The following is a 22,138-nucleotide window of genomic DNA, read 5'->3' as shown; positions in this document are numbered from 1 at the left end:
GTCAAGGTGCCTGATCATGGCTGATATCAAGAATTACTCCCTGAACTTCGGGCCGCAGCACCCCGCGGCACACGGTGTGCTGCGTCTCGTGCTGGAGCTCGACGGCGAAGTGGTGCAGCGTGCCGACCCTCATGTGGGCCTGCTGCATCGTGCCACCGAGAAGCTTGCCGAGCATAAGACCTACATCCAGTCCTTGCCTTACATGGACCGGCTCGACTATGTGTCCATGATGTGCAACGAGCAGGCCTACTGCCTGGCCATCGAGAAAATGCTGGGCATAGAGGTGCCGCTGCGCGCCAAGTACATCCGCACCCTGTTCGGCGAGATCACGCGATTGCTCAATCACCTGATGTGGCTGGGCTCCAACGGCATGGACTTGGGTGCCTCGACGGTGTTGATGTACACCTTTCGCGAGCGCGAGGTCTTGTTCGACATGTACGAGGCGGTTTCCGGGGCGCGCATGCATGCGGCCTACTTCCGTCCCGGTGGCGTATATCGCGATTTGCCTGACACCATGGCGCAGTTGAAACCCAGCAAGGTGCGCAATGCGAAGGCGGTGGAGGAATTCAATCGCAACCGTCAGGGCTCGCTGCTGGACTTCATTGACGACTTCTGCGCCAGCTTCCCCGGCTATGTCGATGAGTACGAAACCCTGCTCACAGACAATCGTATCTGGAAGCAGCGTACCGTAGGCATTGGCGTGGTCTCGCCCGAGCGCGCCCTGAACCTGGGCATGTCGGGCGTGATGTTGCGTGGTTCGGGCGTGGCCTGGGACTTGCGCAAGAAGCAGCCCTACGATGCTTACGATCGCGTGGACTTTGACGTTCCACTGGGCAAGAACGGCGACTGTTACGACCGCTATCTGGTGCGTGTCGAGGAGATGCGCCAGTCGAACCGCATCATCCAGCAGTGCGTCAAATGGCTGCGTGCCAACCCCGGCCCGGTGATTACCGATAACCACAAGGTGGCGCCCCCATCGCGTGAGCGTATGAAGACCGGGATGGAGGATCTGATCCACCATTTCAAGCTCTTTTCCGAGGGCTTCCGCGTGCCGGCGGGCGAGGCCTATGCGGCAGTCGAGCACCCCAAGGGCGAGTTTGGCATCTATCTTGTGAGCGATGGTGCGAACAAGCCTTATCGCCTGAAGATCCGCGCTCCCGGCTTTGCCCATTTGGCGGCATATGACGAATTGACACGTGGCCACATGATTGCTGACGCCGTCGCTGTCATCGGCACCATGGATATCGTATTCGGAGAGATTGACCGATGATTACCGAAGCGACCAAGGCGCGTTTTGCGCGCGAAGTGGCCAAATACCCGCCCGAGCAGAGGCAGTCCGCCGTGATGGCCTGCCTGTCGATCGTGCAACAGGAGCAGGGCTGGGTCAGCCAGGAGAGCGAGGCCGTGATCGCCGAGTACCTGGGCATGCCCGAGATCGCCGTGCATGAAGTCACGACCTTCTACAACATGTACAACCAGCAGCCCGTCGGCAAATACAAGCTGGCCGTCTGCACCAACCTGCCTTGCCAGTTGCGCGGCGGCAATGAGGCTCTGCATCACCTGGAGGCCAAGCTCGGCATCAAGATGGGCGAGACCACGGCAGACGGCATGTTCACGCTGCAGCAGTGCGAATGTCTGGGGGCTTGCGCCGATGCGCCCGCCATGCTCGTCAACGATCGCAGCATGTGCAGCTTCATGGCGAACGACAAGCTTGATCAGCTGGTGGATGGGCTACGTATGGTGGAGGGCCAGCCATGAGCAAGGCCTCGCAAGTTTTGTCGCAGTTTCAGGCCACGGGTGTCCAGACCTGTTTCCATGACCGCCATATTGACCCGCAGATCTATGCGGGTCTGAACGGCGGCAACTGGAGCCTCAAGGACTATGAGGCGCGTGGCGGTTATGCGGCGCTGCGCAAGATCCTGGGCAAGGATGGCGGCGAGGGTTTGACCCAGGATCAGGTCATTGCCACCGTCAAGGAATCGGGCCTGCGCGGCCGTGGCGGCGCGGGTTTTCCTACGGGTCTGAAGTGGAGCTTCATGCCACGCCAGTTCCCGGGGCAGAAGCACCTGGTGTGCAACTCCGACGAGGGTGAGCCCGGTACCTGCAAGGATCGCGACATCCTGATGTACAACCCGCACATCGTCATCGAGGGCATGATCATTGCCGCGTATGCGATGGGGATTTCGCTGGGCTACAACTACATTCACGGCGAAATCTTCCAGGTCTACGAACGCTTCGAGGCGGCTTTGGAAGAGGCGCGCGCTGCAGGCTACCTGGGCGACAAGATCTTGGGCAGCACCTTCAGTTTCCAGCTGCATGCCCATCATGGCTTTGGCGCCTATATCTGCGGCGAGGAAACCGCGCTGCTCGAATCGCTGGAAGGTAAGAAGGGTCAACCTCGTTTCAAACCGCCGTTCCCGGCAAGTTTTGGTCTGTACGGCAAGCCCACTACCATCAACAACACCGAAACCTTCGCGGCCGTCCCCTGGATCATCCGCAACGGCGGCCAGGCCTACCTCGAATGCGGCAAGCCCAACAACGGCGGCACCAAGATCTTCTCGGTCTCGGGTGACGTGGAGCGTCCGGGCAACTACGAGATTCCGCTGGGCACGCCGTTCTCCAGGCTTCTCGAACTCGCCGGTGGTGTGCGCAAGGGGCGCGAACTCAAGGCGGTGATCCCGGGCGGTTCGTCCTCCCCGGTGCTGCCCGCTTCCATCATGATGGAATGCACCATGGACTACGACAGCATCGCCAAGGCGGGCTCCATGCTGGGTTCGGGTGCAGTGATCGTCATGGATGATTCGCGTGACATGGTCGAATCGTTGCTGCGCCTGTCCTACTTCTACCAACATGAGTCCTGCGGACAGTGCACGCCCTGCCGCGAGGGTACGGGCTGGTTGTGGCGTGTAGTCAACCGCATACAGCATGGCCAGGGCCGCCCCGAGGACATCGAACTGCTTGATTCGGTCGCGTTCAACATCATGGGCCGCACCATCTGTGCGTTGGGTGATGCGGCGGCCATGCCGGTGCGCGCCATGATCAAGCATTTCCGGCACGAGTTTGAGGCCAAGATCCAGGCGGCATCCGAGGCCGCTGCTGCCTGATCGCGAGAAAAGATATGGTTGAAATTGAACTGGATGGTCAGAAGGTGGAGGTCGCCGAAGGCAGCATGGTCATGCATGCGGCCGAGAAGGCTGGCACCTACATTCCGCATTTCTGCTACCACAAGAAGCTGTCGATTGCGGCCAACTGCCGCATGTGCCTGGTGGACATCGAAAAGGCGCCCAAGCCTATGCCCGCCTGCGCCACGCCCGTGACCCAGGGCATGATCGTGCGCACCAAGAGCGACAAGGCTATGAAGGCCCAGCAGTCGGTGATGGAGTTCTTGCTTATTAACCATCCACTCGATTGCCCCATCTGCGACCAGGGTGGCGAATGCCAGCTGCAGGATCTGGCCGTGGGCTACGGCGCGTCAGCCTCGCGCTATGGCGAGGAAAAACGCGTGGTGCTGAAGAAGGACATTGGTCCCTTGATCTCCACCGACGAGATGACGCGCTGCATCCACTGCACGCGCTGTGTGCGCTTTGGTCAGGAGATCGGCGGCGACATGGAGCTGGGCATGATCAACCGGGGCGAGCACTCGGAGATCACTACGGTCAAGGGCGACACGGTCGACTCGGAATTGTCGGGCAACATGATCGACATCTGCCCTGTGGGCGCGCTCACCAGCCGGCCTTTCCGCTACAGCGCGCGTACCTGGGAGCTGTCGCGTCGCAAGTCGGTGTCGCCACACGACTCCACAGGTGCCAATCTTGTCGTGCAGGTCAAGAACCACAAGGTGTTGCGCGTCGTGCCGCTGGAGAATGAGGCTGTCAACGAGTGCTGGATCGCTGATAGGGATCGTTTCTCGTACGAGGCCTTGAATGGCGAAGATCGCCTGACACACCCCATGCTCAAGCAGGGTGGGCAGTGGCAGGAGGTCGACTGGCAGACCGCATTGGAATATGTGGCCAATGGCCTGAAGTGCGTGCGCGACAAGCATGGTGCTTCGGCTATCGGCGCATTGACCAGCCCCCACAGCACGCTGGAAGAGTTGCATCTCGCCGCGACCCTGGTGCGAGGCCTGGGTAGCGAGAACATTGATTACCGCTTGCGCAATGCTGAATTTGCCGCACAAGAGGGGGTTCGCTGGCTCGGCATGCCCATTGCCGCTTTGTCGGAACTGCAGTCGGTACTGGTGCTCGGCTCCAACCTGCGCAAGGATCATCCGCTGTTTGCACAGCGCATCCGCCAGGCGGCGCGCAAGGGCTGCAAGGTCTTTGCCATCAATGCCCAGGCTTACGACTGGGCCCTTCCTGCTGCACATTCCGTAGTGGGGGCCGCCGACTGGACGCAGGCTCTGGCCGATGTGGCTGCAGCCGTGGCGCAGGAAAAGGGTGTTGCTGCGCCTGTCTCTGCCAGCAAGGCGAACGCCGAGGCCCTGTCCATTGCTCGCGCCTTGCTCGCGGGTGAGCGCAAGGCCGTGCTGCTGGGTAACGCTGCTGCCCACCATGCCCAGGCAAGTAGCCTGCTGGCCCTCGTGCAGTGGATTGCACAGGAAACGGGCGCGGCTTTTGGTTATCTGACCGAGGCTGCCAATACGGTTGGCGCTCAGCTTGTGGGTGCACAGCCGCGCCAAGGTGGCCTTAACGCCGCGCAAATGCTGGCCGGCCAGGTGAAGGCGCTGCTCCTGCTGAATACGGAGCCCGAATTCGATACCGCCGCAGGTGCGAGTGCCGCGCAGGGCCTGGCCGACGTGGACATGGTCGTCACGTTAAGCCCTTTCAAGACGAATATGGACGTGAGCGACGTGCTGCTGCCGATCGCTCCATTCACCGAGACATCGGGCAGTTTCGTCAATGCCGAGGGCAAGGTGCAGAGCTTCCACGCCGTCGTGCGTCCGCTGGGTGAGACGCGTCCCGCCTGGAAGGTGCTGCGTGTGTTGGCCAATATCATGGGACTGTCAGGGGTTGACTTCGAGTCTTCACAGGACGTACTGGCTCAGGTTACGGCAGGTGCCGAGCTGTTGACGGCAGGACAGTTGTCCAACATTACCAAGGCGCCAATCACCGTTGCTCAAGGGCCGCAGGCTGCGCCCGTAGTGGCCAGCATTTATCAGCTCGACGGCCTGGTGCGCCGTGCATCAGCGCTGCAACTGACCGCCGACGCGCGTGCGGCACGTGAAGGAGCCGTTGCATGATCGACGCCATTTATAACGGCGGCCTCAACATGGTCGCAGCAAGCTGGTGGACCGGTATGGCCTGGCCGGTGATCTGGAGCCTGATCAAGATTGTCTGCGTACTCGCTCCGCTGATGGGGGCCGTGGCCTACCTGACCCTATGGGAACGCAAGCTGCTGGGCTTTATGCAAGTACGCCTGGGTCCCAACCGGGTTGGTCCCATGGGTTTGTTGCAGCCCCTGGCGGATGGCCTCAAGCTCTTGACCAAGGAGGTGATCCAGCCCACTGCTGCGAGCAAGGGCTTGTTCATCCTGGGGCCCATCATGGCCATCATGCCCGCCCTCGCAGCCTGGGTGGTGGTGCCATTTGCCCCTGATACTGCCTTGGCCAACATCAACGCCGGCTTATTGCTGGTCATGGCCATTGCGTCGATCGAGGTCTATGGTGTGATCATCGCGGGCTGGGCTTCGAACTCCAAATATGCCTTGCTGGGGGCGTTGCGTGCCTCGGCGCAAATGGTCAGCTACGAAATCGCCATGGGTTTTTGCTTCGTGGTGGTGATCATGGTGACCGGCAGCATGAACCTGACCGAGATCGTCCTGGGGCAGGCACGTGGTGCCATGGCGGGCATGGGCCTGAACTTCCTGTCATGGAACTGGTTGCCCTTGCTGCCGGTGTTCTTGGTGTATCTGATCTCGGGCGTGGCGGAAACCAACCGCCATCCGTTTGATGTGGTTGAAGGCGAGGCCGAGATTGTGGCTGGCCACATGGTCGAATATTCCGGCATGGGCTTTGCCATCTTCTTCCTGGCTGAATACGCCGCCATGTGGCTGGTCTCGATTCTGGCCGTGATCATGTTCCTGGGCGGCTGGCTGCCGCCAGTCGAGGCGCTTGACTTCATCCCGGGGTGGATCTGGCTTGGCATCAAGACCTTCGTGGTCGTGTCGATGTTCATCTGGATTCGCGCAACCTTCCCGCGCTATCGCTATGACCAGATCATGCGTCTGGGCTGGAAGATCTTCATTCCGGTCACCCTGGTGTGGGTGCTGGTGGTGGGCGCCTGGCTGTTGTCGCCCTGGAATATTTGGAAATAAGCGGGGACACCATTCATGTCTGCTGTTGTTGCTCCTGCATCCTTTTCTATCAAGGATTTCTTCAAGAGTTTCATGCTCTGGGAATTGGCCAAGGGCATGGTGCTTACGGGCCGCTATGCCTTCCGTGGCAAGGTCACGGTCCAGTTTCCAGAAGAAAAAACTCCGTTGTCACCGCGCTTTCGCGGCCTGCATGCACTACGCCGTTACGACAATGGCGAAGAGCGTTGCATTGCCTGCAAGCTATGTGAAGCCGTATGTCCGGCGATGGCCATCACCATCGAGTCCGATGTGCGTGCAGACGGTACGCGCCGCACCACGCGCTATGACATCGATCTGACTAAATGCATCTTTTGCGGCTTCTGCGAAGAAAGCTGCCCCGTGGATTCGATCGTGGAAACGCAGATCCTCGAATACCACGGCGAGAAGCGTGGTGATCTCTACTTCACCAAGGAAATGCTCCTGGCCGTGGGGGACCGTTACGAGCCCGAGATTGCGGCAGCTAAGGCTGCGGACGCCAAATACCGTTGATCGGGTGGCGCATCACACCTGAACTTTTGAAAAGACCCGATCCATGGACGTCAAAACCGGATTCTTCTACCTGTTCTCGGCGGTGCTGCTGTATGCGGCCTTCCGGGTGATCACGGCGCGCAATCCCGTGCATGCCGTGTTGCATTTGATTCTGGCGTTTTCACAAGCCGCCGGTGTGTGGTTGCTGCTCAAGGCCGAATTTCTGGCCATCGCGTTGGTACTGGTGTACCTGGGGGCGGTGATGGTGCTGTTCCTGTTTGTGGTGATGATGCTGGACATCCGCATCGACACCGTGCGGCGCGGGTTCTGGAAACATTTTCCCTTGGCTGTTTTTATTGGCGCTCTGGTGGCGTTCGAGATGGCAGCGGTGGTGATGACCGGATTCCGCGGAGTGGAAGAACCCAAGGCCGTGGCAACGTTGCTGAACGCGGCTGGCCAGGTGGTGCCGTATTCCAACACCCAGGCATTGGGCAAGCTGATGTACACCGAATATTTGTATCCGGTCGAAATTGCGGCGGTGATCCTGCTGGTGGCCATGATTTCCGCGATTGCACTAACCCTGCGCCAGCGCAAGGACGTCAAGGTCAGCGATGCCGCTGCGCAGATCCGCGCGCGCGCCAGCGAGCGTCTGGTGGTGGTGAAGATGCCAGTCACACAGCCCCCCCAGCCGCCAGCCGATAACGACGCCAGTGCACAGGAGAAAAAAGCATGACATTGACCCTGGGCCATTTCCTGACACTGGGGGCGATGCTTTTCGCCCTGGCGGTGGTGGGTATTTTTCTGAACCGCAAGAACCTGATCGTTCTGCTGATGGCGATCGAGTTGATGTTGTTGGCGGTGAATACGAACTTCGTCGCGTTTTCGCACTACCTGGGCGACATGCACGGTCAGGTGTTCGTGTTCTTCATTCTCACCGTGGCGGCCGCCGAGGCGGCTATTGGCTTGGCCATCTTGGTGCTGCTGTTCCGTAACAAGACCAGCATCAATGCGGAAGACCTCAACACCCTCAAGGGGTGATGGGCTAACCGGTATTTGCAAGGTTCTCAAGAATGAGTCAAACCCTTTCTGCTTCGACCCTGCTGGCGGTGCCACTGGCGCCGCTGGCTGGCTCCCTGCTGGCCGGTCTTTTTGGCACGGCATTCGGTGGCAACTGGTTCGGCCGCCGCCTCTCGCACACGCTGACCATCCTGGGCGTGCTGGTGTCCTTCCTGATATCTGCATCCACGCTGTACAGCGTGGCGGTGGACGGGGCTCGGCTTAACCAGACTCTCTACACCTGGATGGTCGTCGGCGGCCTGAAGATGGAAGTCGGCTTTCTGATCGATGGCCTGACCGCGATGATGATGTGTGTGGTGACCTTTGTGTCGCTCATGGTGCATATCTACACCATTGGCTACATGGAGGAAGACGAGGGCTACAACCGTTTCTTCTCCTATATCTCGCTGTTTACCTTCTCCATGTTGATGCTCGTAATGAGCAACAACATGCTGCAGTTGTTCTTTGGCTGGGAAGCCGTGGGCCTGGTGTCCTATCTGCTGATTGGCTTCTGGTACAACAAGCCATCTGCCATCTTCGCCAACATGAAGGCATTTTTGGTCAACCGCGTGGGTGACTTTGGTTTTATCCTGGGCATTGGCCTGATCGCCGCCTATGCTGGCAGCTTCGACTATGCGGAAATCTTTGCCAAGAAGCAGGAACTGGGTGCGCTGCTTTTCCCCGGTACCGACTGGCTCCTGATCACCGTAATCTGCATCTGCCTGTTCATCGGCGCCATGGGTAAGTCGGCCCAGTTCCCGCTGCATGTGTGGCTGCCGGACTCCATGGAAGGCCCGACCCCGATTTCTGCGCTGATCCACGCCGCCACCATGGTGACGGCCGGCATCTTCATGGTGTCGCGCATGTCACCGCTGTTCGAGTTGTCGGATGCTGCGCTGAATTTCATTTTGGTGATTGGCTCCATTACTGCACTGTTCATGGGTTTTCTAGGCATCATCCAGAACGACATCAAGCGCGTGGTGGCCTATTCGACCCTGTCGCAGCTCGGTTACATGACGGTAGCCTTGGGCGCTTCGGCCTACTCGGTGGCGGTGTTCCACCTGATGACGCATGCCTTCTTCAAGGCCCTGCTGTTCCTGGGGGCCGGATCGGTCATCATGGGCATGCACCACAATCAGGACATCCGCTGGATGGGCGGTGTGCGCAAGTACATGCCCATCACCTGGATCACCTCGCTGCTGGGCTCCCTGGCGCTGATCGGCACGCCGCTGTTCTCGGGTTTCTATTCCAAGGAAAACATCATCGAGGCCGTGCGCTTCAGCCAGTTGCCGGCTGCCGGTTTCGCGCATTTCGCCGTCATGGCCGGTGTTTTCGTAACCGCTTTCTACTCGTTCCGCATGTACTTCCTGGTTTTCCATGGTAAGGAGCGCTACGACCAAAACCCAGATGGCCACCACGACGAGCAGGAAGAGCCCGATCCACATCATCACCACGACGATCATTCCAAGCCGCATGAGTCGCCGTGGGTAGTCACGGTACCGCTGGTGCTGCTGGCTATTCCCTCAGTGGTGATTGGCTTTATGTATATCCAGCCTATGCTGTTCGGTGACTTCTTCAAGGGAGTGATCTTTGTTGATGGTTCCAAGCACGCAGCGATGGCCCAGCTGGCTCAGGCCTTCCACGGACCCGTGGCCATGGCCCTGCATGCTCTGCAGACGGCGCCGTTCTGGCTGGCTCTTGCAGGTGTCGCCGTGTCTTACTACATGTACATCGTCAATCCGGCATTGCCTGCGGCGATCAAGCGCGCATTCCAGCCCGTCTATACCTTGCTTGAGAACAAGTACTACATGGACTGGATTAACGAGAACATCATCGCCGCTGGCACGCGCTGCCTGGGCGTTGCGTTGTGGAAGGGCGGCGATCAGGCGGTGATCGATGGCGCCATGGTCAATGGTTCGTGGAAACTGGTCGCGCGCATCTCTGCCGTGGTGCGGCGCGTGCAGTCCGGTTTCCTCTATCACTACGCACTGTTCATGATTTTGGGTGTGTTTGCACTCATGACGTATTTCGTGTGGCTCAACAAATAGGAGCAAATAACAAATGGGTTTGTTGAGTCTTGCCATTTGGACGCCCATCGTTTTTGGCGTCCTGCTGCTGGCGTTCGGCTGTGACAGGCATGCGCGTGCTGTGCGCTGGCTGGCGCTGATCGGGGCCTTGCTGGGGCTGGCCGTAACCATTCCGCTGATCAGCGGTTTTGATACCGGCACGGCCACCATGCAGTTCGTCGAGAAGGCGCCCTGGGTTGCGCGCTTCAACATGCACTATCACCTGGGCGTGGACGGTATCTCCATGTGGTTCGTGCCGTTGACGGCCTTCATCACCGTCATCGTGATCATTGCCTCGTGGGAGTCGATCACCGAACGCGTCTATCAGTACATGGCCGCCTTCCTGATCCTGTCGGGCCTGATGATTGGTGTGTTCGCGGCGCTGGACGGCATGCTGTTTTACGTCTTCTTTGAGGCCACGCTGATTCCGATGTACCTGATCATCGGTATGTGGGGTGGCCCGAACAAGATCTACGCAGCCTTCAAGTTCTTCTTGTACACGCTGCTGGGTTCGTTACTGACACTGGTTGCCTTCATCTACCTGTACAACCAGTCAGGCGGTAGCTTCGACATCGCCGCCTGGCACAAGCTGCCGCTGGGTGGCACGGCGCAGACATTGCTGTTCTTTGCACTGTTCGCTGCCTTTGCCGTGAAGGTGCCGATGTGGCCAGTGCACACCTGGTTGCCTGACGTGCACGTCGAAGCCCCTACGGGTGGCTCTGCCGTGCTGGCCGCCATCATGCTCAAGCTGGGTGCCTATGGCTTCCTGCGCTTCTCGCTGCCCATCGCTCCCGATGCAGCGCATGAGTGGGCCTGGCTGATGATCACTCTGTCACTGATCGCCGTGATCTACGTGGGCCTGGTGGCGATCGTACAAAAGGACATGAAGAAGCTGGTGGCCTATTCGTCCGTGGCACACATGGGCTTCGTCACCCTCGGTTTCTTCATCTTCAATGATCTGGGCGTCTCAGGTGGCCTGGCGCAGATGATCGCCCACGGTTTCGTTTCGGGGGCAATGTTTCTGTGCATCGGCGTTTTGTACGACCGCGTGCACTCGCGGCAGATTGCCGACTATGGTGGGGTGGTCAACACCATGCCCAAGTTTGCCGCGTTTGCGCTGCTGTTCTCCATGGCCAACTGTGGCTTGCCTGCGACGGCGGGTTTCGTAGGCGAATGGATGGTGATCGTTGCCTCGGTGCGTTTCAATTTCTGGGTCGGACTGGGGGCGGCCGTGGCCCTGATCCTGGGCGCCAGCTATTCGCTGTGGATGTATAAGCGCGTTTATCTGGGTTCTGTGACCAATGACAATGTGCGCGAGATGCGCGACATCAATGCGCGTGAATTTCTGGTGCTGGGCGTGCTGGCGATCGCGGTGCTGTACATGGGCATTTATCCCAAGCCCTTTACCGATGTGATGGATGTGTCCGTGGCCGAACTGCTCAAGCATGTGGCGCAATCCAAGCTGAACTGACCAGACTGCAAGCGAGAGATACAAGATGATTGACAACATCAGCTGGTTGGCGATTTACCCCGAGATCGTGCTGCTGGTCATGGCCTGCGTGATTGCGCTGGTGGATCTGGGGGTGAGCAGTGCCCGGCGCACCGGCACCTATGTTTTGACCATGCTTTCCTTGGCAGTGGTGGCGGTGCTGCAGGCCATGTACGCCAGCAGCGGTAGCACCTTCTACGGCTGGAACAACATGGTGGTCAGTGATGCCATGGGCAACTGGCTCAAGTGCTTTGCCACTGTTTCCCTGATGGTGACCCTGGTCTACGGCCGGCCTTATGCGGCCGACCGAGGCATGCTGCGCGGCGGCGAATTGTTCACGTTGACCATGCTGGCCTTGCTGGGCATTTGTGTGCTGATCTCGGCGAACAATTTCCTGGTGATCTACCTGGGGCTGGAGTTGCTCACTCTGTCGAGCTATGCGCTTGTTGCGCTGCGCCGTGACCACACCACCGCGACTGAAGCGGCGATGAAGTATTTCGTGCTCGGTGCCATGGCCAGCGGTTTCCTGCTCTATGGACTGTCCATGGTGTATGGCGCCACGGGCTCACTCGATATCGGCCAGGTCTTCAAGGCCATCAATGCGGGCCAGATTCGTCACCAGGTGCTGGTATTCGGCGTGGTCTTCATCGTCGCCGGACTGGCTTTCAAGTTTGGTGCCGTTCCCTTTCACATGTGGATACCCGACGTGTACCAAGGCGCTCCCACGGTGGTGACGCTGATCATCGCCAGTGCCCCAAAGCTGGCGGCCTTCGGCATGGCGATGCGCCTGCTCGTCGATGGTTTGTTGCCGTTGGCCATTGACTGGCAGCAGATGCTGGCTGTCCTGGCCATTGCCTCGCTGCTTGTGGGTAACGTCGCCGGTGTGCTGCAGACCAACTTGAAGCGCATGCTTGCCTATTCGACGATTTCGCACATGGGCTTTCTGTTTCTGGGCTTGTTGTCGGGTGTCGTCAATGGCACCGTGGATGCGAATGCTGCCGAAGCCGCCTACAGCTCTGCGATGTTCTACATCGTCACCTATGTGCTGACGGCGCTGCCAGCCTTCGGCTTGATCGTGCTGCTGGCGCGTGAGGGTTTCGAAAGCGAGGAGATCGCCGATCTGGCGGGTCTGAACCAGCGCAGCCCGCTCTATGCCGGGGTGATGGCCGTGTGCATGTTCTCGCTGGCCGGCATTCCGCCGCTGGTTGGTTTTTACGCCAAGTTGTCGGTGCTTCAGGCGCTGCTGGCTTCGGGCCAGGGCCTGCATGTGGCACTGGCGGTGTTTGCCGTGCTCATGTCGCTGATTGGCGCTTTCTACTACCTGCGCGTGGTGAAGGTCATGTATTTCGATGCACCGCTCACGGCCGGTACCGTTTCCGCGCCGTTTGATGCGCGTGTCGTGCTCACCGTGAATGGAGCGCTGGTTCTGATTCTGGGCCTGGTGCCCGGTGGCTTGATGGCCTTGTGCGCCGACGCCATCGTGCGCGCACTGGCCACCTGATGAAGGCATTGTTCTATTCATGACCCAGACTGCAGCCATCTGGCTCGTGATCCTGGCCGCCCTGCTGGCGGCCAACCTTCCATTTCTTAACGACCGCTGGTTGATCGTTGGGCGGCCGGCCTCCAAGGGCAAGCCGTTTTTTGCGCGTGCGCTGGAGTTGTTGCTGCTGTACTTCGTGGTGGGGGCGCTCGCGCTGCTGATCGAAAAGCGCGCTGGGCAAATAGCGCCCCAGGGTTGGGAGTTCTATGCCGTTACCGCCGCCTTGTTCATCACGCTGGCGTTTCCTGGCTTTGTCTACCGCTACCTGATGCGCCGCGGCGGACGGCATGCGGGCGAGGGCTGACAGGGGCGGAGATGAAAGTCCTGGATCTGTTTTGTGCCCATGGCCATGCGTTCGAGGGCTGGTTTGGCAGCGAGGATGATTTTCAGGGTCAGCTTGCGCGTGGGCTGGTGCAATGTCCGATGTGCGGCAATGCCGAGATACGCAAGGGCCTGAGTGCCCCGCGCTTGAATTTGCATACGCCTTCCGGCGCTGCCGTTACCAGTTCACAGGCAACCGCAGACAGCGACATGACACCCCAGGCCATGCAGGCCGCCTGGCTGCATGTGGCACGGCAGATCATGGCACGCACCGAGGATGTGGGCCCACGGTTTGCGTCAGAGGCGCGGCGCATGCATTACGGCGAGATCGAAGAACGGGCCATCCGCGGCCAAGCCACACCCGAGCAGACGGCTGAGCTTCTCGATGAAGGCATTGCGGTGCTGAACCTGCCGTTGCCCGAAGCCGCGAAGGAGTCGTTGCAATAAGCAGCACCTACCGCGTTATCGCGTTGGGTACTGTGTCAGAGGCCAAAATGCTCCGTAAAGGCCTCGGCGAATGTCGGGCTGCCGCTCAGTGAGAGCGTCAGGCTCACGTGCTCACCGGACAACCGCCCTGGTAGGGGGGACAGCTGCCTTGCATCAGGGTCATAGTGCAGTGCTTGTAACAGTTGCCCATCGCGCTCGCACTGCAGGTCATAGTCCCACAATCCACCGGACTCCACCGGTCCGCGCAGCGGGCCAAATTCCGCATGGGCCCAGGCCAGCACGGTGGTGATTTCGCGCAGCAACTCCGGCAGGCGATCGGCGGGTACGCGGGCCGCGGCATCCCAGGTCATCGTGCCTTCCTCATCGTCGCTACAGTCAAAATCCAGAAAATGTAGTTCCATGCTAAGCATTGCCCAGTGAGATGGGCGAATCAGGGAGTGGATATCGTCATGTCGTCAAAACCAGCCAGCGGCCATGCACCTGTACTGCAGGTTCGGGGCCTTCACTTCGGCTTTGCCGGGCAGCACTTGTTCACCGACTGGGAGGCAGATTTCCCTGCCGGATTGTCACTGGTTGCAGGGGGCGATGGCGCAGGCAAGACCAGTCTGCTGCGCTTGCTCGCTGGTGATTGTGCGCCTCAAGCAGGGCGGATGATTCTGCTTGGCGTGGATGCCACTGTGCAGGGCAATGACTACCGAGCGCAGGTGTTCTGGCGTGATCCGCGTGCACCCTGGCCAGAGGACTTGACCCCGCAGGCATGGGTGGACGATGTCGCTGCACGTTACGCACGCTGGTCAGATGAGGATTGGCGTAGCCATGTGGCGGGTTTCAGCCTGGCGCAGCACCTGCATAAGCCCGTGTACCAGCTTTCCAGTGGCAGCCAGCGCAAGCTGCTGCTGGCAGCAGCACTGGCCAGTGGTGCTGCATTGACCTTGCTGGATGAGCCAGTGGCGGCGCTGGACAAAGCATCCATCACCTACCTGCTGCAAGCCCTTGAACGTGAGGCGCGAACGCTGCGCCTGCCGCAGCGTGCGGTGATCGTGGCCCATTACGACGAGCTGGGCGGCCTGCCCTGGCGCCACAAGATTCAGTTATGACCGTGTGGCGCCTGCAGTGGGTCAGATCACGCCCTGTGCCAGCATGGCGTCGGCCACCTTCACGAAGCCGGCCACGTTGGCGCCGTTGATGTAGCTCACGCTGCCATCGGCGCGCTTGCCATGCTGCAGGCAGGCCGCATGGATGCCCTGCATGATCTGCAGCAGGCGCGCATCCACCTCGTCGCGCGTCCAGGACAGGCGCATTGCATTCTGGCTCATCTCCAGGCCCGAGGTGGCCACGCCACCTGCGTTGCTGGCCTTGCCTGGGGCGTAGAGCACACCCGCTTCCTCGAATGTTTTGGCGGCTTCGTTGGTCGAGGGCATATTCGCGCCCTCGGCCACGCACAACACGCCATTGGCGATCAGGGTGCGGGCGTCCTGTTCATTCAGTTCGTTCTGCGTGGCGCAGGGCAGGGCCACGTCGACCTTGATGCTCCAAGGAGTCTTGCCGGCCAGGAATTCGACGCCGGCTTGCTTGGCGTAGTCGCCGACGCGCCCGTAGTGGTGGTTCTTCACGTCCATCAGAATGGCCAGCTTCTCCGGCGTGAAGCCGGCCGGGTCGTACACCGTACCCGACGAATCCGACACCGTCACCACCTTGGCCCCCAGCTGCATGGCCTTCTCGACCGCGTATTGCGCCACGTTGCCCGAGCCCGAGACCGACACCGTCTTGCCCTCGAAACCCTGTCCGCGTGTGGCCAGCATCTCCTGGGCGAAATAGACCGTGCCGTAGCCCGTGGCCTCGGGACGGATCAGCGAGCCGCCGAAGGACAGGCCCTTGCCGGTGAACACGCAGTCGGCACGGTTGCTGAGCTTCTTGACCATGCCGGCGATGTAGCCGACTTCGCGCCCGCCCACGCCAATGTCGCCGGCCGGCACGTCGGTGTCGGCGCCGACATGGCGGAACAGCTCGCTGGCGAAGGCCTGGCAGAAGCGCATGACCTCGGTCGGGCTCTTGCCCTTGGGATCAAAGTCGGAGCCGCCCTTGCCGCCGCCCATGGGCAGGGTAGTCAGGGCGTTCTTGAAGGTTTGCTCGAAGGCCAGGAACTTGAGCACCGACAGGTTCACCGAGGGGTGAAAGCGCAAGCCCCCCTTGTAGGGGCCGATCGCCATGCTGTGCTGGATGCGGTAGCCCTTGTTGACCTGCACCTGGCCATGGTCATCCTGCCAGCAGACGCGGAACATCACCACGCGCTCGGGTTCCACCAGGCGCTCCAGCAGCGCTTGCTCGGCGTAACGTGGGTGCTTTTCGATGAACGGCCACAGGCTTTCCATGACCTCGGTCACAGCCTGCAGGAACTCGGGCTGGCCTGGGTTGCGCTGGGCGATCTGTTCAAGGAATTGGCCCACGGATTGGTACTTCATAAACGGTCTCTCTGCTGGGGAAACTGGGGGATGCGAGTCAATGCTGCAGTGCGGCACGTGATTATGCCAAAAAAGCATGTAGTCATGCGCCTGATTTTGTCCGTTGACATCAGTGTCCCGGCGGCCTCCACAGGCGGTGTGCGTCCAGCAGCATCCGGGCCTGTGCCTGCATGGCATCGAGGGCGGATGTTTCGGCCATCAGCTGTGCCTCCAGTGCACCGCGTTGCGCCAGCAGCAGGTCAACCAGTGGGCTCTCGCCCAGTGCGTAGGCGCGCTCCTGCAGGGCTGCGTTTTTTTCCAGCTGCTCCAGGGCGTGGCGCTGTGACACCAGGGTGGCGAGTGTCTGCTGGGCCTCGCTGGCCGTGCGCCACGCCTCGGCCTGCACACGCTGGTGCGTTTGGGCGAGGTCCTGATCGGCGATGTCGGCCTGGGCCAGTGCGGCGCGGGCATCGGCGGCGCGGCCGGCACCGCCCAGGGGCAGTGACAGGTACACGCCCAGTACCTGCTCCTGGCCGCCGCGCTCGCGCGTGGCGCGCACGCCCACGGTGGCGTCGGGCTGGCGCTCCAGGCGTGCGCGCTCGGCCTGCAGGCGTGCCTGCTCGGCGCGCACCTGGGCGCGCTCGAGCTCGTGGTTGTCGTCCAGCATGCGCTCCACCCAGCTGCTCGCGCTGGCCGAGTCCGTGCCATCGGCCAGCGGCGCGGGCGCCAGCCAGGCATTGGGCGGGCGTGCGGCTAGCAGGTCGGCCGGGTCTGCCAGGCCCGGGTAGCGCCGTAGCAGGGAGTAGCGGCGCAGCTCGGCCTGGGCGCGGGTGCGTGTGGCCTGGGCCTGCACGCGGGCGCGCTCGGCGTTCGCGGCGAGCAGATCCAGGGCGGCGGCATCGCCGGTATCCACGCGGCGCTGCGTCACCTGCAGTTGTCGCTGCATGAGCGTGTCCTGCGCCTGCAGCAGCTGTGCGCCGCGCATGTCGCGCAATACCTCGAACCAGTCGGCCAGCAGGCCGCGCGCGGCCTCATGCCAGGCATCGGCGTAGCCGATGTGGCCCAGGCGCTCCTCTACTGCGCCCAGTTGCCGGTCGGCCGTCACCTTGGCAGGCCAGCGCAGGCCCGTTTCCAGGCCAATTTCGCTCTCGCGGTAGCGCGGCCCGGTTTGTTCGCTGCGTCGGTTGCCCCCGGCCTTGGCCACCCAGTCGTGGGGACCGGCCTGCAGGCGCTGGCTGCGTGCCTGGGCCAGCGCAACGGCGGCGCCTGCCGCGCGCACCTGGGGCAACTGTTCCAGCACCTGCTGCACCGAGGCCGTGGGCGGCAGCAGCGGCAGGTGCGATTCGTCCTGTGCCTGGGCCGCCATGGCGGCGGCACAGGCCAGGGCCGTGATCCAAGGGTGTGTACGCTTCATGCAAGCTCTCCCAGCCGGCCAAAGGCCAGCAGCGGTGTTGCCCAATAGGTGATCTGCGGCGTCGGCAAGGCCTGACGCAGCAAGGCGATCAAGGGCTGGACTTGTGCCTGTGCCAGCACCAGATGCACCAGCACGCGGCGCGCGCGGCCCTGCACCTGTTCCATGCTGGAGGCCAGATGGATGTGCGTGCCCATACCCTGCGCGGGCACCAGGGTGAAGCCCGGCGCCAGGCGCGGCTGGCTGCGCAGGAGGTCGAGCAGGTCTTCTTCCAGCGCGCTGGGTACGACCAGCGTCAGCAGGCAGTCGGGTGCAATGGTGTCGGTCATTTGGATAGCCTGGGTTGGCCGAAGCGGCGGTACAAAATAGGCAGCAGTACCAGGGTCAGCAGGGTGGAGCTGGCCAGGCCGCCGATGACCACGATGGCCAGCGGGCGCTGAATCTCCGAGCCCGGCCCGGTTGCCAGCAACAGCGGAACCAGCCCCAGTGCGGTGATGCTGGCCGTCATCAGCACCGGGCGCAGGCGCCGCATTGAGCCCTGGCGTACCACCTCGGGCAGGGCCAGGCCGCGTGCGGCCAGCTGGTTGAAGCAGGTCACCAGCACCAGGCCGTTGAGCACGGCAATGCCCATGAGCGCAATGAAGCCCACCGAGGCCGGCACGGACAGGTACTCGCCGCTGGCGGCCAGCGCCACCACGCCGCCCACCAGGGCCAGCGGAATGTTGGCAAACACCAGCAGCGCCTGGCGCAGGCTGCCCAGGGTGGCAAACAGCAGGCCGACGATCAGCGCCAGCGCCACCGGCACGACCAGCGCCAGGCGTGCGGCGGCGCGCTGCTGGTTTTCAAACTGTCCGCCCCAGGCCAGGCGGTAGCCTGGGGGCAGCGGCACCTTTTGCGCCACGGTCGCCTGCGCCTCGGCGACGAAGCCGACCAGGTCGCGCCCGCGCACGTTGGCGCGCACCACGGCCATGCGCGAGGACTGCTCGCGCTCGACCTTCACCGGCCCGTCGATGACCTCCAGCCGCGCCAGCTGCGACAGTGCCATGGGCTGGCCGCCCGGCGTGGGCAGGCGCAGCCCGGCAAACAGCTCGGGCGACAGGCGCAGCGCGTCGCTGCCGCGCACCACCAGGGGCACGCGGCGCACGTCCTGCACCACCACGCCGGCGCGCTGGCCTTCGACGAGGGCGCGCAGATCGGCCTGCACCTGCTCCACCGACAGGCCCAGGCGGCCTATGGCCTGGCGGTCGAGTGCCACGCGCAGGTATTGCACGCCGTCGTTCTTGGTGGTCAGCACGTCCTCGCTGCCGGGGATGCCCTGCAGCACCTGCACGATCTCGCCCGCCAGGCGCGAGAGCTCTTCGCCATTGGCGCCGAACACCTTCACCGCCAGGTCGCCGCGCACGCCCGAGAGCATCTCCGAGGTGCGCATCTCTATGGGCTGGGTGAAGGCCAGGTTCACGCCGGGGATGCCTTCGGCCGCCTCGCGGATGGCGTCTATCAGCGCTTCCTTGGTGGCGAAGCGCCATTCGGCGCGGGGCTTGAGCACCAGAAAGCTGTCGGTCTCGTTCAGGCCCATGGGGTCCAGCCCCAACTCGTCCGAGCCCACGCGCGCCACGATGCGCTCGACCTCGGGCACGGCCTTGAGGATGCGCTGCTGCAGCGCCAGGTCGGTGGCGGCGGACTGTGCCAGGCTGATGGAGGGCAGCTTTTCCACCTGCATGATGATGTCGCCCTCGTCCAGCGAGGGCATGAAGGACTTGCCGATGAAGGGAAACAGCGCCAGCGCCCCGGCCAGGGCCAGCAGTGCCGCCAGACCCACGGTGCGTGGGTGCGCCAAGGCCTTGTCCAGCAGCGGCGCGTAGGCGGCCTCCAGCCTGCGCACCAGCCACGGGTTTTGATGGTGGCCCGGGCGCAGCAGCAGCGAGGCCAGCACCGGGATCACCGTGAGCGAGAGCAGCAGCGATGCGCCCAGCGCAAACACGATGGTCAGCGCCACCGGCCCGAACAGCTTGCCTTCGAGCCCCTGCAGCGTCAGCAGCGGCAGAAAGACGATCATGATGATGACCATGCCCGCGCCCACGGGCGTGGCCACTTCCTGGGTCGCGCGGTAGAGCTGGTGCAGGCGCGGCGTGCCGGGCTCGGCGGGCCGCGCCTCGATGTTCTCCACCACCACCACGGCGGCGTCCACCAGCATGCCGATGGCAATCGCCAGCCCGCCCAGCGACATCAGGTTGGCCGACAGCCCCCACTGGCGCATCAGCACAAAGGTCGCCAGCGCCGACAGCGGCAGGATCAGCGCCACCACCAGGGCGGCGCGCAGATTGCCAAGGAATAGCAGCAGCAGTACCAGCACCAGTGCAATCGCCTCGGCCAGGGCCTTGGAGACCGTGCCCACGGCGCGCTCGACCAGGGCGCCCCGGTCGTAGAAGGGGCGAAGAGTGATGCCCGCGGGCAGGCTGGCCTCGATCTCCTGCAGCTTGGCGCGCACGTCTTGCACCAGCTGGCGGGCGTTGGCACCGCGCAGGCCCAGCACCAGGCCCTGCACGGCCTCCTGCTGCCCGTCCTGGGTCACGCTGCCATAGCGCGTGAGCGCGCCCAGGCGCACCTGGGCCACGTCGCCCACGTGCACGGCCATGCCGCCCTGCTGGGTGATGGCGATTGCGCGCACATCGTCCAGGCTGGTGATGCTGCCGTCGCTGCGCACCAGCAGCGCCTCCTCGCCGCTCACCAGGCGCCCCGCACCGTCGTTCTTGTTGTTCGTGGCCAGTGCCTCCTGCAGCTGCTGCAGCGACACGCGGCGCGCCGCCATGGCGGCCACGTCGGGCACGACCTCGAAACTCTCCACCAGCCCGCCCAGCGTGTTCACATCGGCCACGCCGGGAATGCCGCGCAGGCGCGGGCGCACCACGTAATCGAGCAGGCGGCGCTTTTCGGCAAGGCTGGCCTGGCCCTCGACGGTGAACATGAACATCTCGCCCAGCGGCGTGGTGATGGGCGCCAGACCGCCGCTGGTGCCCGGCGGCAGGTCGCCCATGACGCCCGAGAGGCGCTCGGTGACCTGCTGGCGCGCCCAGTAGATGTCGGTGCCGTCGGCAAAGTCCAGGGTGATGTCGGCGATCGCGTACTTGGCCTGCGAGCGCAGCATGACCTGGTGCGGGATGCCCAGCAGCTCCTGCTCGATGGGCGCGACGATGCGCGTTTCCACCTCGGCGGGCGTCATGCCCGGGGCCTTCAGGATGATCTTCACCTGGGTGGTGGAAACGTCGGGAAAGGCGTCGATGGGCAGCTTCTGCAGCGCCATCCAGCCCGCGCCGACCAGGCCCAGCGTGAGCACCGCCACCAGCAGGCGCTGCGCCAGTGCAAAGGCAATCAGGCGGCGCAGCATTTACTTGCCCTCGCTGCCCAGGCCCAGCCAGGCGCCCTTGAGCGCGGCAGTCCCGGAGACGGCCACCTCATCGCCCGCTTTCAGGCCGCTGCGCACCTGCCAGGCGCCGTTGCCCTGCGGCCCCAGCTCCACGGCGGTGGGCACAAAGCCCTGGTGGGTGCGCACGAACACATAGGCCTTGCCCTCCTGGCGCACCACGGCCTGGGCGGGCACGCTCAGCGTCGTGGCCGCCCCGGCCTGGGCCGGTGCGGCCTGCACGGTGGCTTGGACGAACTGCTGCAGCCGCAGGCAGTCCTCCGCGGCCGTGAAATCGGCGCGCAGCTGCACCGACTGGTTGGCGCTGTTGAGCTGCGGCGTGATGGCCGTCAGCCGTGCCGGGCTGGTGCATCCGGCGATGCTCAGGGTATCGCCCACGCGCAGCCGGCCGGCCTGCTCGGGCGTGGCCTGCAGCACCAGGGCCAGCTGGCCGCTGCGGGCGATTCGGGCCACCGGCATGCCGGCCTCCAGTCTTTGCCCCGGCAGGGCCGACAGTTCCAGCACCGTGCCCGCAGCAGCGGCGCGCAGCGCCAGCTGCGCCTGCAGCGCGCCGCCCGCCAGGCCCAGCGCCTGCAGTGCCTGGCGGCGTTCCTGCAACGCTAGCTGCGCCTGCTCGCTGGCGGCGCGGCTGTCTTGCAGGCGCTGTCCGGGGATGATGCCCTCGGCGTACAGCTGCTCATCGCGCGCCAGCTTGCTGGCGGCCAGGCGCGCCTGCGACTGCGCCTGCAGCAGCTCGCGCTGCCAGCTCAGCAGCTCCGGGCTGGTCAGGCGCGCCACGACCTCGCCGGCCTTGACGCGCTGGCCGGGCGCCACCAGCACCTGCTGCACCACGCCCGCCAGCGGGCTGCTCAGGAGCTCGGTGGCCTGGGGCGGCAGCTCCACCTGGCCTTGCAGCACCAGGCCGGCGCCGGCCTGGCCGGCGCCGGCACTGAGCTGCTGCGTGCGCACGCCGGCGGCCTCGATCCGGGCCGCCGTCCAGGCGATGGGGGCCGGCGTGTCGGCGGCCAGGGCGGGCGCGGCCAGCAGCGCGCTGGCGAGCAGGCCGGCCAGGCGCAGCGCCGTAGTGCTGCGGGGTGGTCTAGACAGGTGCATAGTGTTGTCCGTGGGGGCGCCATTGGGGAGTGATT

General features: G+C 63.2%; 20 protein-coding genes. 14 read left to right on the top strand and 6 right to left on the bottom strand.

Annotation, left to right across the window (positions count from 1 at the left end):
• The first annotated feature begins 16 nt into the window (after window positions 1-16).
• Genes P7644_RS15875 through P7644_RS15815 form a run of 13 tightly spaced genes read left to right on the top strand, consistent with a single transcriptional unit; the run spans window position 17 to window position 13,738 of the window.
• On the top strand, window positions 17-1,270 hold the full coding sequence (locus tag P7644_RS15875; protein ID WP_404300214.1) for an NADH-quinone oxidoreductase subunit D: 1,254 nt from the start codon (window positions 17-19) through the stop codon (window positions 1,268-1,270).
• Window positions 1,267-1,758: an NADH-quinone oxidoreductase subunit NuoE gene (gene nuoE, locus P7644_RS15870; protein ID WP_404300213.1), complete on the top strand. Its 492-nt coding sequence runs from the start codon at window positions 1,267-1,269 to the stop codon at window positions 1,756-1,758. The genes P7644_RS15875 and nuoE overlap by 4 nt, the downstream gene beginning before the upstream one ends.
• On the top strand, window positions 1,755-3,104 hold the full coding sequence (gene nuoF, locus P7644_RS15865; RefSeq protein ID WP_404300212.1) for an NADH-quinone oxidoreductase subunit NuoF: 1,350 nt from the start codon (window positions 1,755-1,757) through the stop codon (window positions 3,102-3,104). The genes nuoE and nuoF overlap by 4 nt, the downstream gene beginning before the upstream one ends.
• A gap of 14 nt (window positions 3,105-3,118) precedes the next feature.
• Complete coding sequence (nuoG, locus tag P7644_RS15860; RefSeq protein WP_404300211.1) at window positions 3,119-5,239, top strand: NADH-quinone oxidoreductase subunit NuoG; 2,121 nt, start codon at window positions 3,119-3,121, stop codon at window positions 5,237-5,239.
• Window positions 5,236-6,312 carry an NADH-quinone oxidoreductase subunit NuoH gene (gene nuoH, locus P7644_RS15855; RefSeq protein ID WP_404300210.1) on the top strand — a complete coding sequence of 359 codons (1,077 nt, stop codon included), beginning with the start codon at window positions 5,236-5,238 and terminating at the stop codon, window positions 6,310-6,312. The genes nuoG and nuoH overlap by 4 nt, the downstream gene beginning before the upstream one ends.
• Before the next feature lie 15 nt (window positions 6,313-6,327).
• Window positions 6,328-6,840: an NADH-quinone oxidoreductase subunit NuoI gene (nuoI, locus tag P7644_RS15850; protein ID WP_404300209.1), complete on the top strand. Its 513-nt coding sequence runs from the start codon at window positions 6,328-6,330 to the stop codon at window positions 6,838-6,840.
• Between the two features lie 43 nt (window positions 6,841-6,883).
• The gene (locus P7644_RS15845) at window positions 6,884-7,552 is read left to right on the top strand and encodes an NADH-quinone oxidoreductase subunit J (protein WP_404300208.1); all 669 of its coding nucleotides are present in this window, start codon (window positions 6,884-6,886) and stop codon (window positions 7,550-7,552) included.
• On the top strand, window positions 7,549-7,857 hold the full coding sequence (gene nuoK / locus P7644_RS15840) for an NADH-quinone oxidoreductase subunit NuoK (protein WP_404300207.1): 309 nt from the start codon (window positions 7,549-7,551) through the stop codon (window positions 7,855-7,857). Before P7644_RS15845 ends, nuoK begins: the two co-directional genes overlap by 4 nt.
• Window positions 7,858-7,889: 32 nt before the next feature.
• Entirely contained in the window at window positions 7,890-9,923 is a 2,034-nt protein-coding gene (gene nuoL, locus P7644_RS15835) for an NADH-quinone oxidoreductase subunit L (protein WP_404300206.1), read from the top strand.
• A 13-nt stretch (window positions 9,924-9,936) separates the two neighbouring features.
• Window positions 9,937-11,412: an NADH-quinone oxidoreductase subunit M gene (locus P7644_RS15830; RefSeq protein ID WP_404300205.1), complete on the top strand. Its 1,476-nt coding sequence runs from the start codon at window positions 9,937-9,939 to the stop codon at window positions 11,410-11,412.
• A gap of 25 nt (window positions 11,413-11,437) precedes the next feature.
• Complete coding sequence (nuoN, locus tag P7644_RS15825; RefSeq protein WP_404300204.1) at window positions 11,438-12,931, top strand: NADH-quinone oxidoreductase subunit NuoN; 1,494 nt, start codon at window positions 11,438-11,440, stop codon at window positions 12,929-12,931.
• A gap of 19 nt (window positions 12,932-12,950) precedes the next feature.
• A complete protein-coding gene (locus P7644_RS15820) occupies window positions 12,951-13,274 on the top strand; it encodes a DUF2818 family protein (RefSeq protein WP_404300203.1) in 324 nt (107 codons plus the stop codon).
• A gap of 11 nt (window positions 13,275-13,285) precedes the next feature.
• A complete protein-coding gene (locus tag P7644_RS15815; protein ID WP_404300202.1) occupies window positions 13,286-13,738 on the top strand; it encodes a DUF1178 family protein in 453 nt (150 codons plus the stop codon).
• Window positions 13,739-13,773: 35 nt separating this feature from the next.
• Here the strand turns inward: P7644_RS15815 and P7644_RS15810 are convergent, their stop codons facing one another.
• Complete coding sequence (locus tag P7644_RS15810) at window positions 13,774-14,088, bottom strand: hypothetical protein (RefSeq protein WP_404300201.1); 315 nt, start codon at window positions 14,086-14,088, stop codon at window positions 13,774-13,776.
• A gap of 87 nt (window positions 14,089-14,175) precedes the next feature.
• Between P7644_RS15810 and P7644_RS15805 the strand changes: the two genes are divergently transcribed.
• Window positions 14,176-14,835, top strand: a complete 660-nt coding sequence (locus P7644_RS15805; protein WP_404300200.1) for an ATP-binding cassette domain-containing protein — start codon at window positions 14,176-14,178, stop codon at window positions 14,833-14,835.
• A 21-nt stretch (window positions 14,836-14,856) separates the two neighbouring features.
• On the opposite strand, the gene gdhA is transcribed toward P7644_RS15805, so the two are convergent.
• The 5 genes from gdhA to P7644_RS15780 all read right to left on the bottom strand — a co-directional run bounded on the left by gdhA (window position 14,857) and on the right by P7644_RS15780 (window position 22,103).
• Window positions 14,857-16,200: an NADP-specific glutamate dehydrogenase gene (gene gdhA / locus P7644_RS15800; RefSeq protein ID WP_404300199.1), complete on the bottom strand. Its 1,344-nt coding sequence runs from the start codon at window positions 16,198-16,200 to the stop codon at window positions 14,857-14,859.
• Between the two features lie 109 nt (window positions 16,201-16,309).
• Window positions 16,310-17,593 carry a TolC family protein gene (locus P7644_RS15795; protein ID WP_404300198.1) on the bottom strand — a complete coding sequence of 428 codons (1,284 nt, stop codon included), beginning with the start codon at window positions 17,591-17,593 and terminating at the stop codon, window positions 16,310-16,312.
• Window positions 17,590-17,919, bottom strand: a complete 330-nt coding sequence (locus P7644_RS15790; protein WP_404300197.1) for a DUF3240 family protein — start codon at window positions 17,917-17,919, stop codon at window positions 17,590-17,592. The genes P7644_RS15795 and P7644_RS15790 overlap by 4 nt, the downstream gene beginning before the upstream one ends.
• Complete coding sequence (locus P7644_RS15785; protein WP_404300196.1) at window positions 17,916-20,975, bottom strand: efflux RND transporter permease subunit; 3,060 nt, start codon at window positions 20,973-20,975, stop codon at window positions 17,916-17,918. The genes P7644_RS15790 and P7644_RS15785 overlap by 4 nt, the downstream gene beginning before the upstream one ends.
• Window positions 20,976-22,103: an efflux RND transporter periplasmic adaptor subunit gene (locus P7644_RS15780; protein ID WP_404300195.1), complete on the bottom strand. Its 1,128-nt coding sequence runs from the start codon at window positions 22,101-22,103 to the stop codon at window positions 20,976-20,978.
• Window positions 22,104-22,138: the final 35 nt, after the last annotated feature.

Origin of the sequence: Alicycliphilus denitrificans (assembly GCF_044792555.1) — a bacterium.
GTDB lineage: Bacteria > Pseudomonadota > Gammaproteobacteria > Burkholderiales > Burkholderiaceae_C > Alicycliphilus > Alicycliphilus denitrificans_A.
The sequence above is the reverse complement of the archived record's forward strand: the minus strand, read 5'-3'. Positions and strand labels throughout refer to the sequence as shown.

Bases quoted from the DNA above. Each gene is read 5' to 3' on its own strand.
- P7644_RS15875 (WP_404300214.1), top strand. From the start codon at position 17: ATGGCTGATATCAAGAATTACTCCCTGAACTTCGGGCCGCAGCACCCC.
- nuoE (WP_404300213.1), top strand. From the start codon at position 1,267: ATGATTACCGAAGCGACCAAGGCGCGTTTTGCGCGCGAAGTGGCCAAA.
- nuoF (WP_404300212.1), top strand. From the start codon at position 1,755: ATGAGCAAGGCCTCGCAAGTTTTGTCGCAGTTTCAGGCCACGGGTGTC.
- nuoG (WP_404300211.1), top strand. From the start codon at position 3,119: ATGGTTGAAATTGAACTGGATGGTCAGAAGGTGGAGGTCGCCGAAGGC.
- nuoH (WP_404300210.1), top strand. From the start codon at position 5,236: ATGATCGACGCCATTTATAACGGCGGCCTCAACATGGTCGCAGCAAGC.
- nuoI (WP_404300209.1), top strand. From the start codon at position 6,328: ATGTCTGCTGTTGTTGCTCCTGCATCCTTTTCTATCAAGGATTTCTTC.
- P7644_RS15845 (WP_404300208.1), top strand. From the start codon at position 6,884: ATGGACGTCAAAACCGGATTCTTCTACCTGTTCTCGGCGGTGCTGCTG.
- nuoK (WP_404300207.1), top strand. From the start codon at position 7,549: ATGACATTGACCCTGGGCCATTTCCTGACACTGGGGGCGATGCTTTTC.
- nuoL (WP_404300206.1), top strand. From the start codon at position 7,890: ATGAGTCAAACCCTTTCTGCTTCGACCCTGCTGGCGGTGCCACTGGCG.
- P7644_RS15830 (WP_404300205.1), top strand. From the start codon at position 9,937: ATGGGTTTGTTGAGTCTTGCCATTTGGACGCCCATCGTTTTTGGCGTC.
- nuoN (WP_404300204.1), top strand. From the start codon at position 11,438: ATGATTGACAACATCAGCTGGTTGGCGATTTACCCCGAGATCGTGCTG.
- P7644_RS15820 (WP_404300203.1), top strand. From the start codon at position 12,951: ATGACCCAGACTGCAGCCATCTGGCTCGTGATCCTGGCCGCCCTGCTG.
- P7644_RS15815 (WP_404300202.1), top strand. From the start codon at position 13,286: ATGAAAGTCCTGGATCTGTTTTGTGCCCATGGCCATGCGTTCGAGGGC.
- P7644_RS15810 (WP_404300201.1), bottom strand. From the start codon at position 14,088: ATGACCTGGGATGCCGCGGCCCGCGTACCCGCCGATCGCCTGCCGGAG.
- gdhA (WP_404300199.1), bottom strand. From the start codon at position 16,200: ATGAAGTACCAATCCGTGGGCCAATTCCTTGAACAGATCGCCCAGCGC.
- P7644_RS15795 (WP_404300198.1), bottom strand. From the start codon at position 17,593: ATGAAGCGTACACACCCTTGGATCACGGCCCTGGCCTGTGCCGCCGCC.
- P7644_RS15790 (WP_404300197.1), bottom strand. From the start codon at position 17,919: ATGACCGACACCATTGCACCCGACTGCCTGCTGACGCTGGTCGTACCC.
- P7644_RS15785 (WP_404300196.1), bottom strand. From the start codon at position 20,975: ATGCTGCGCCGCCTGATTGCCTTTGCACTGGCGCAGCGCCTGCTGGTG.
- P7644_RS15780 (WP_404300195.1), bottom strand. From the start codon at position 22,103: ATGCACCTGTCTAGACCACCCCGCAGCACTACGGCGCTGCGCCTGGCC.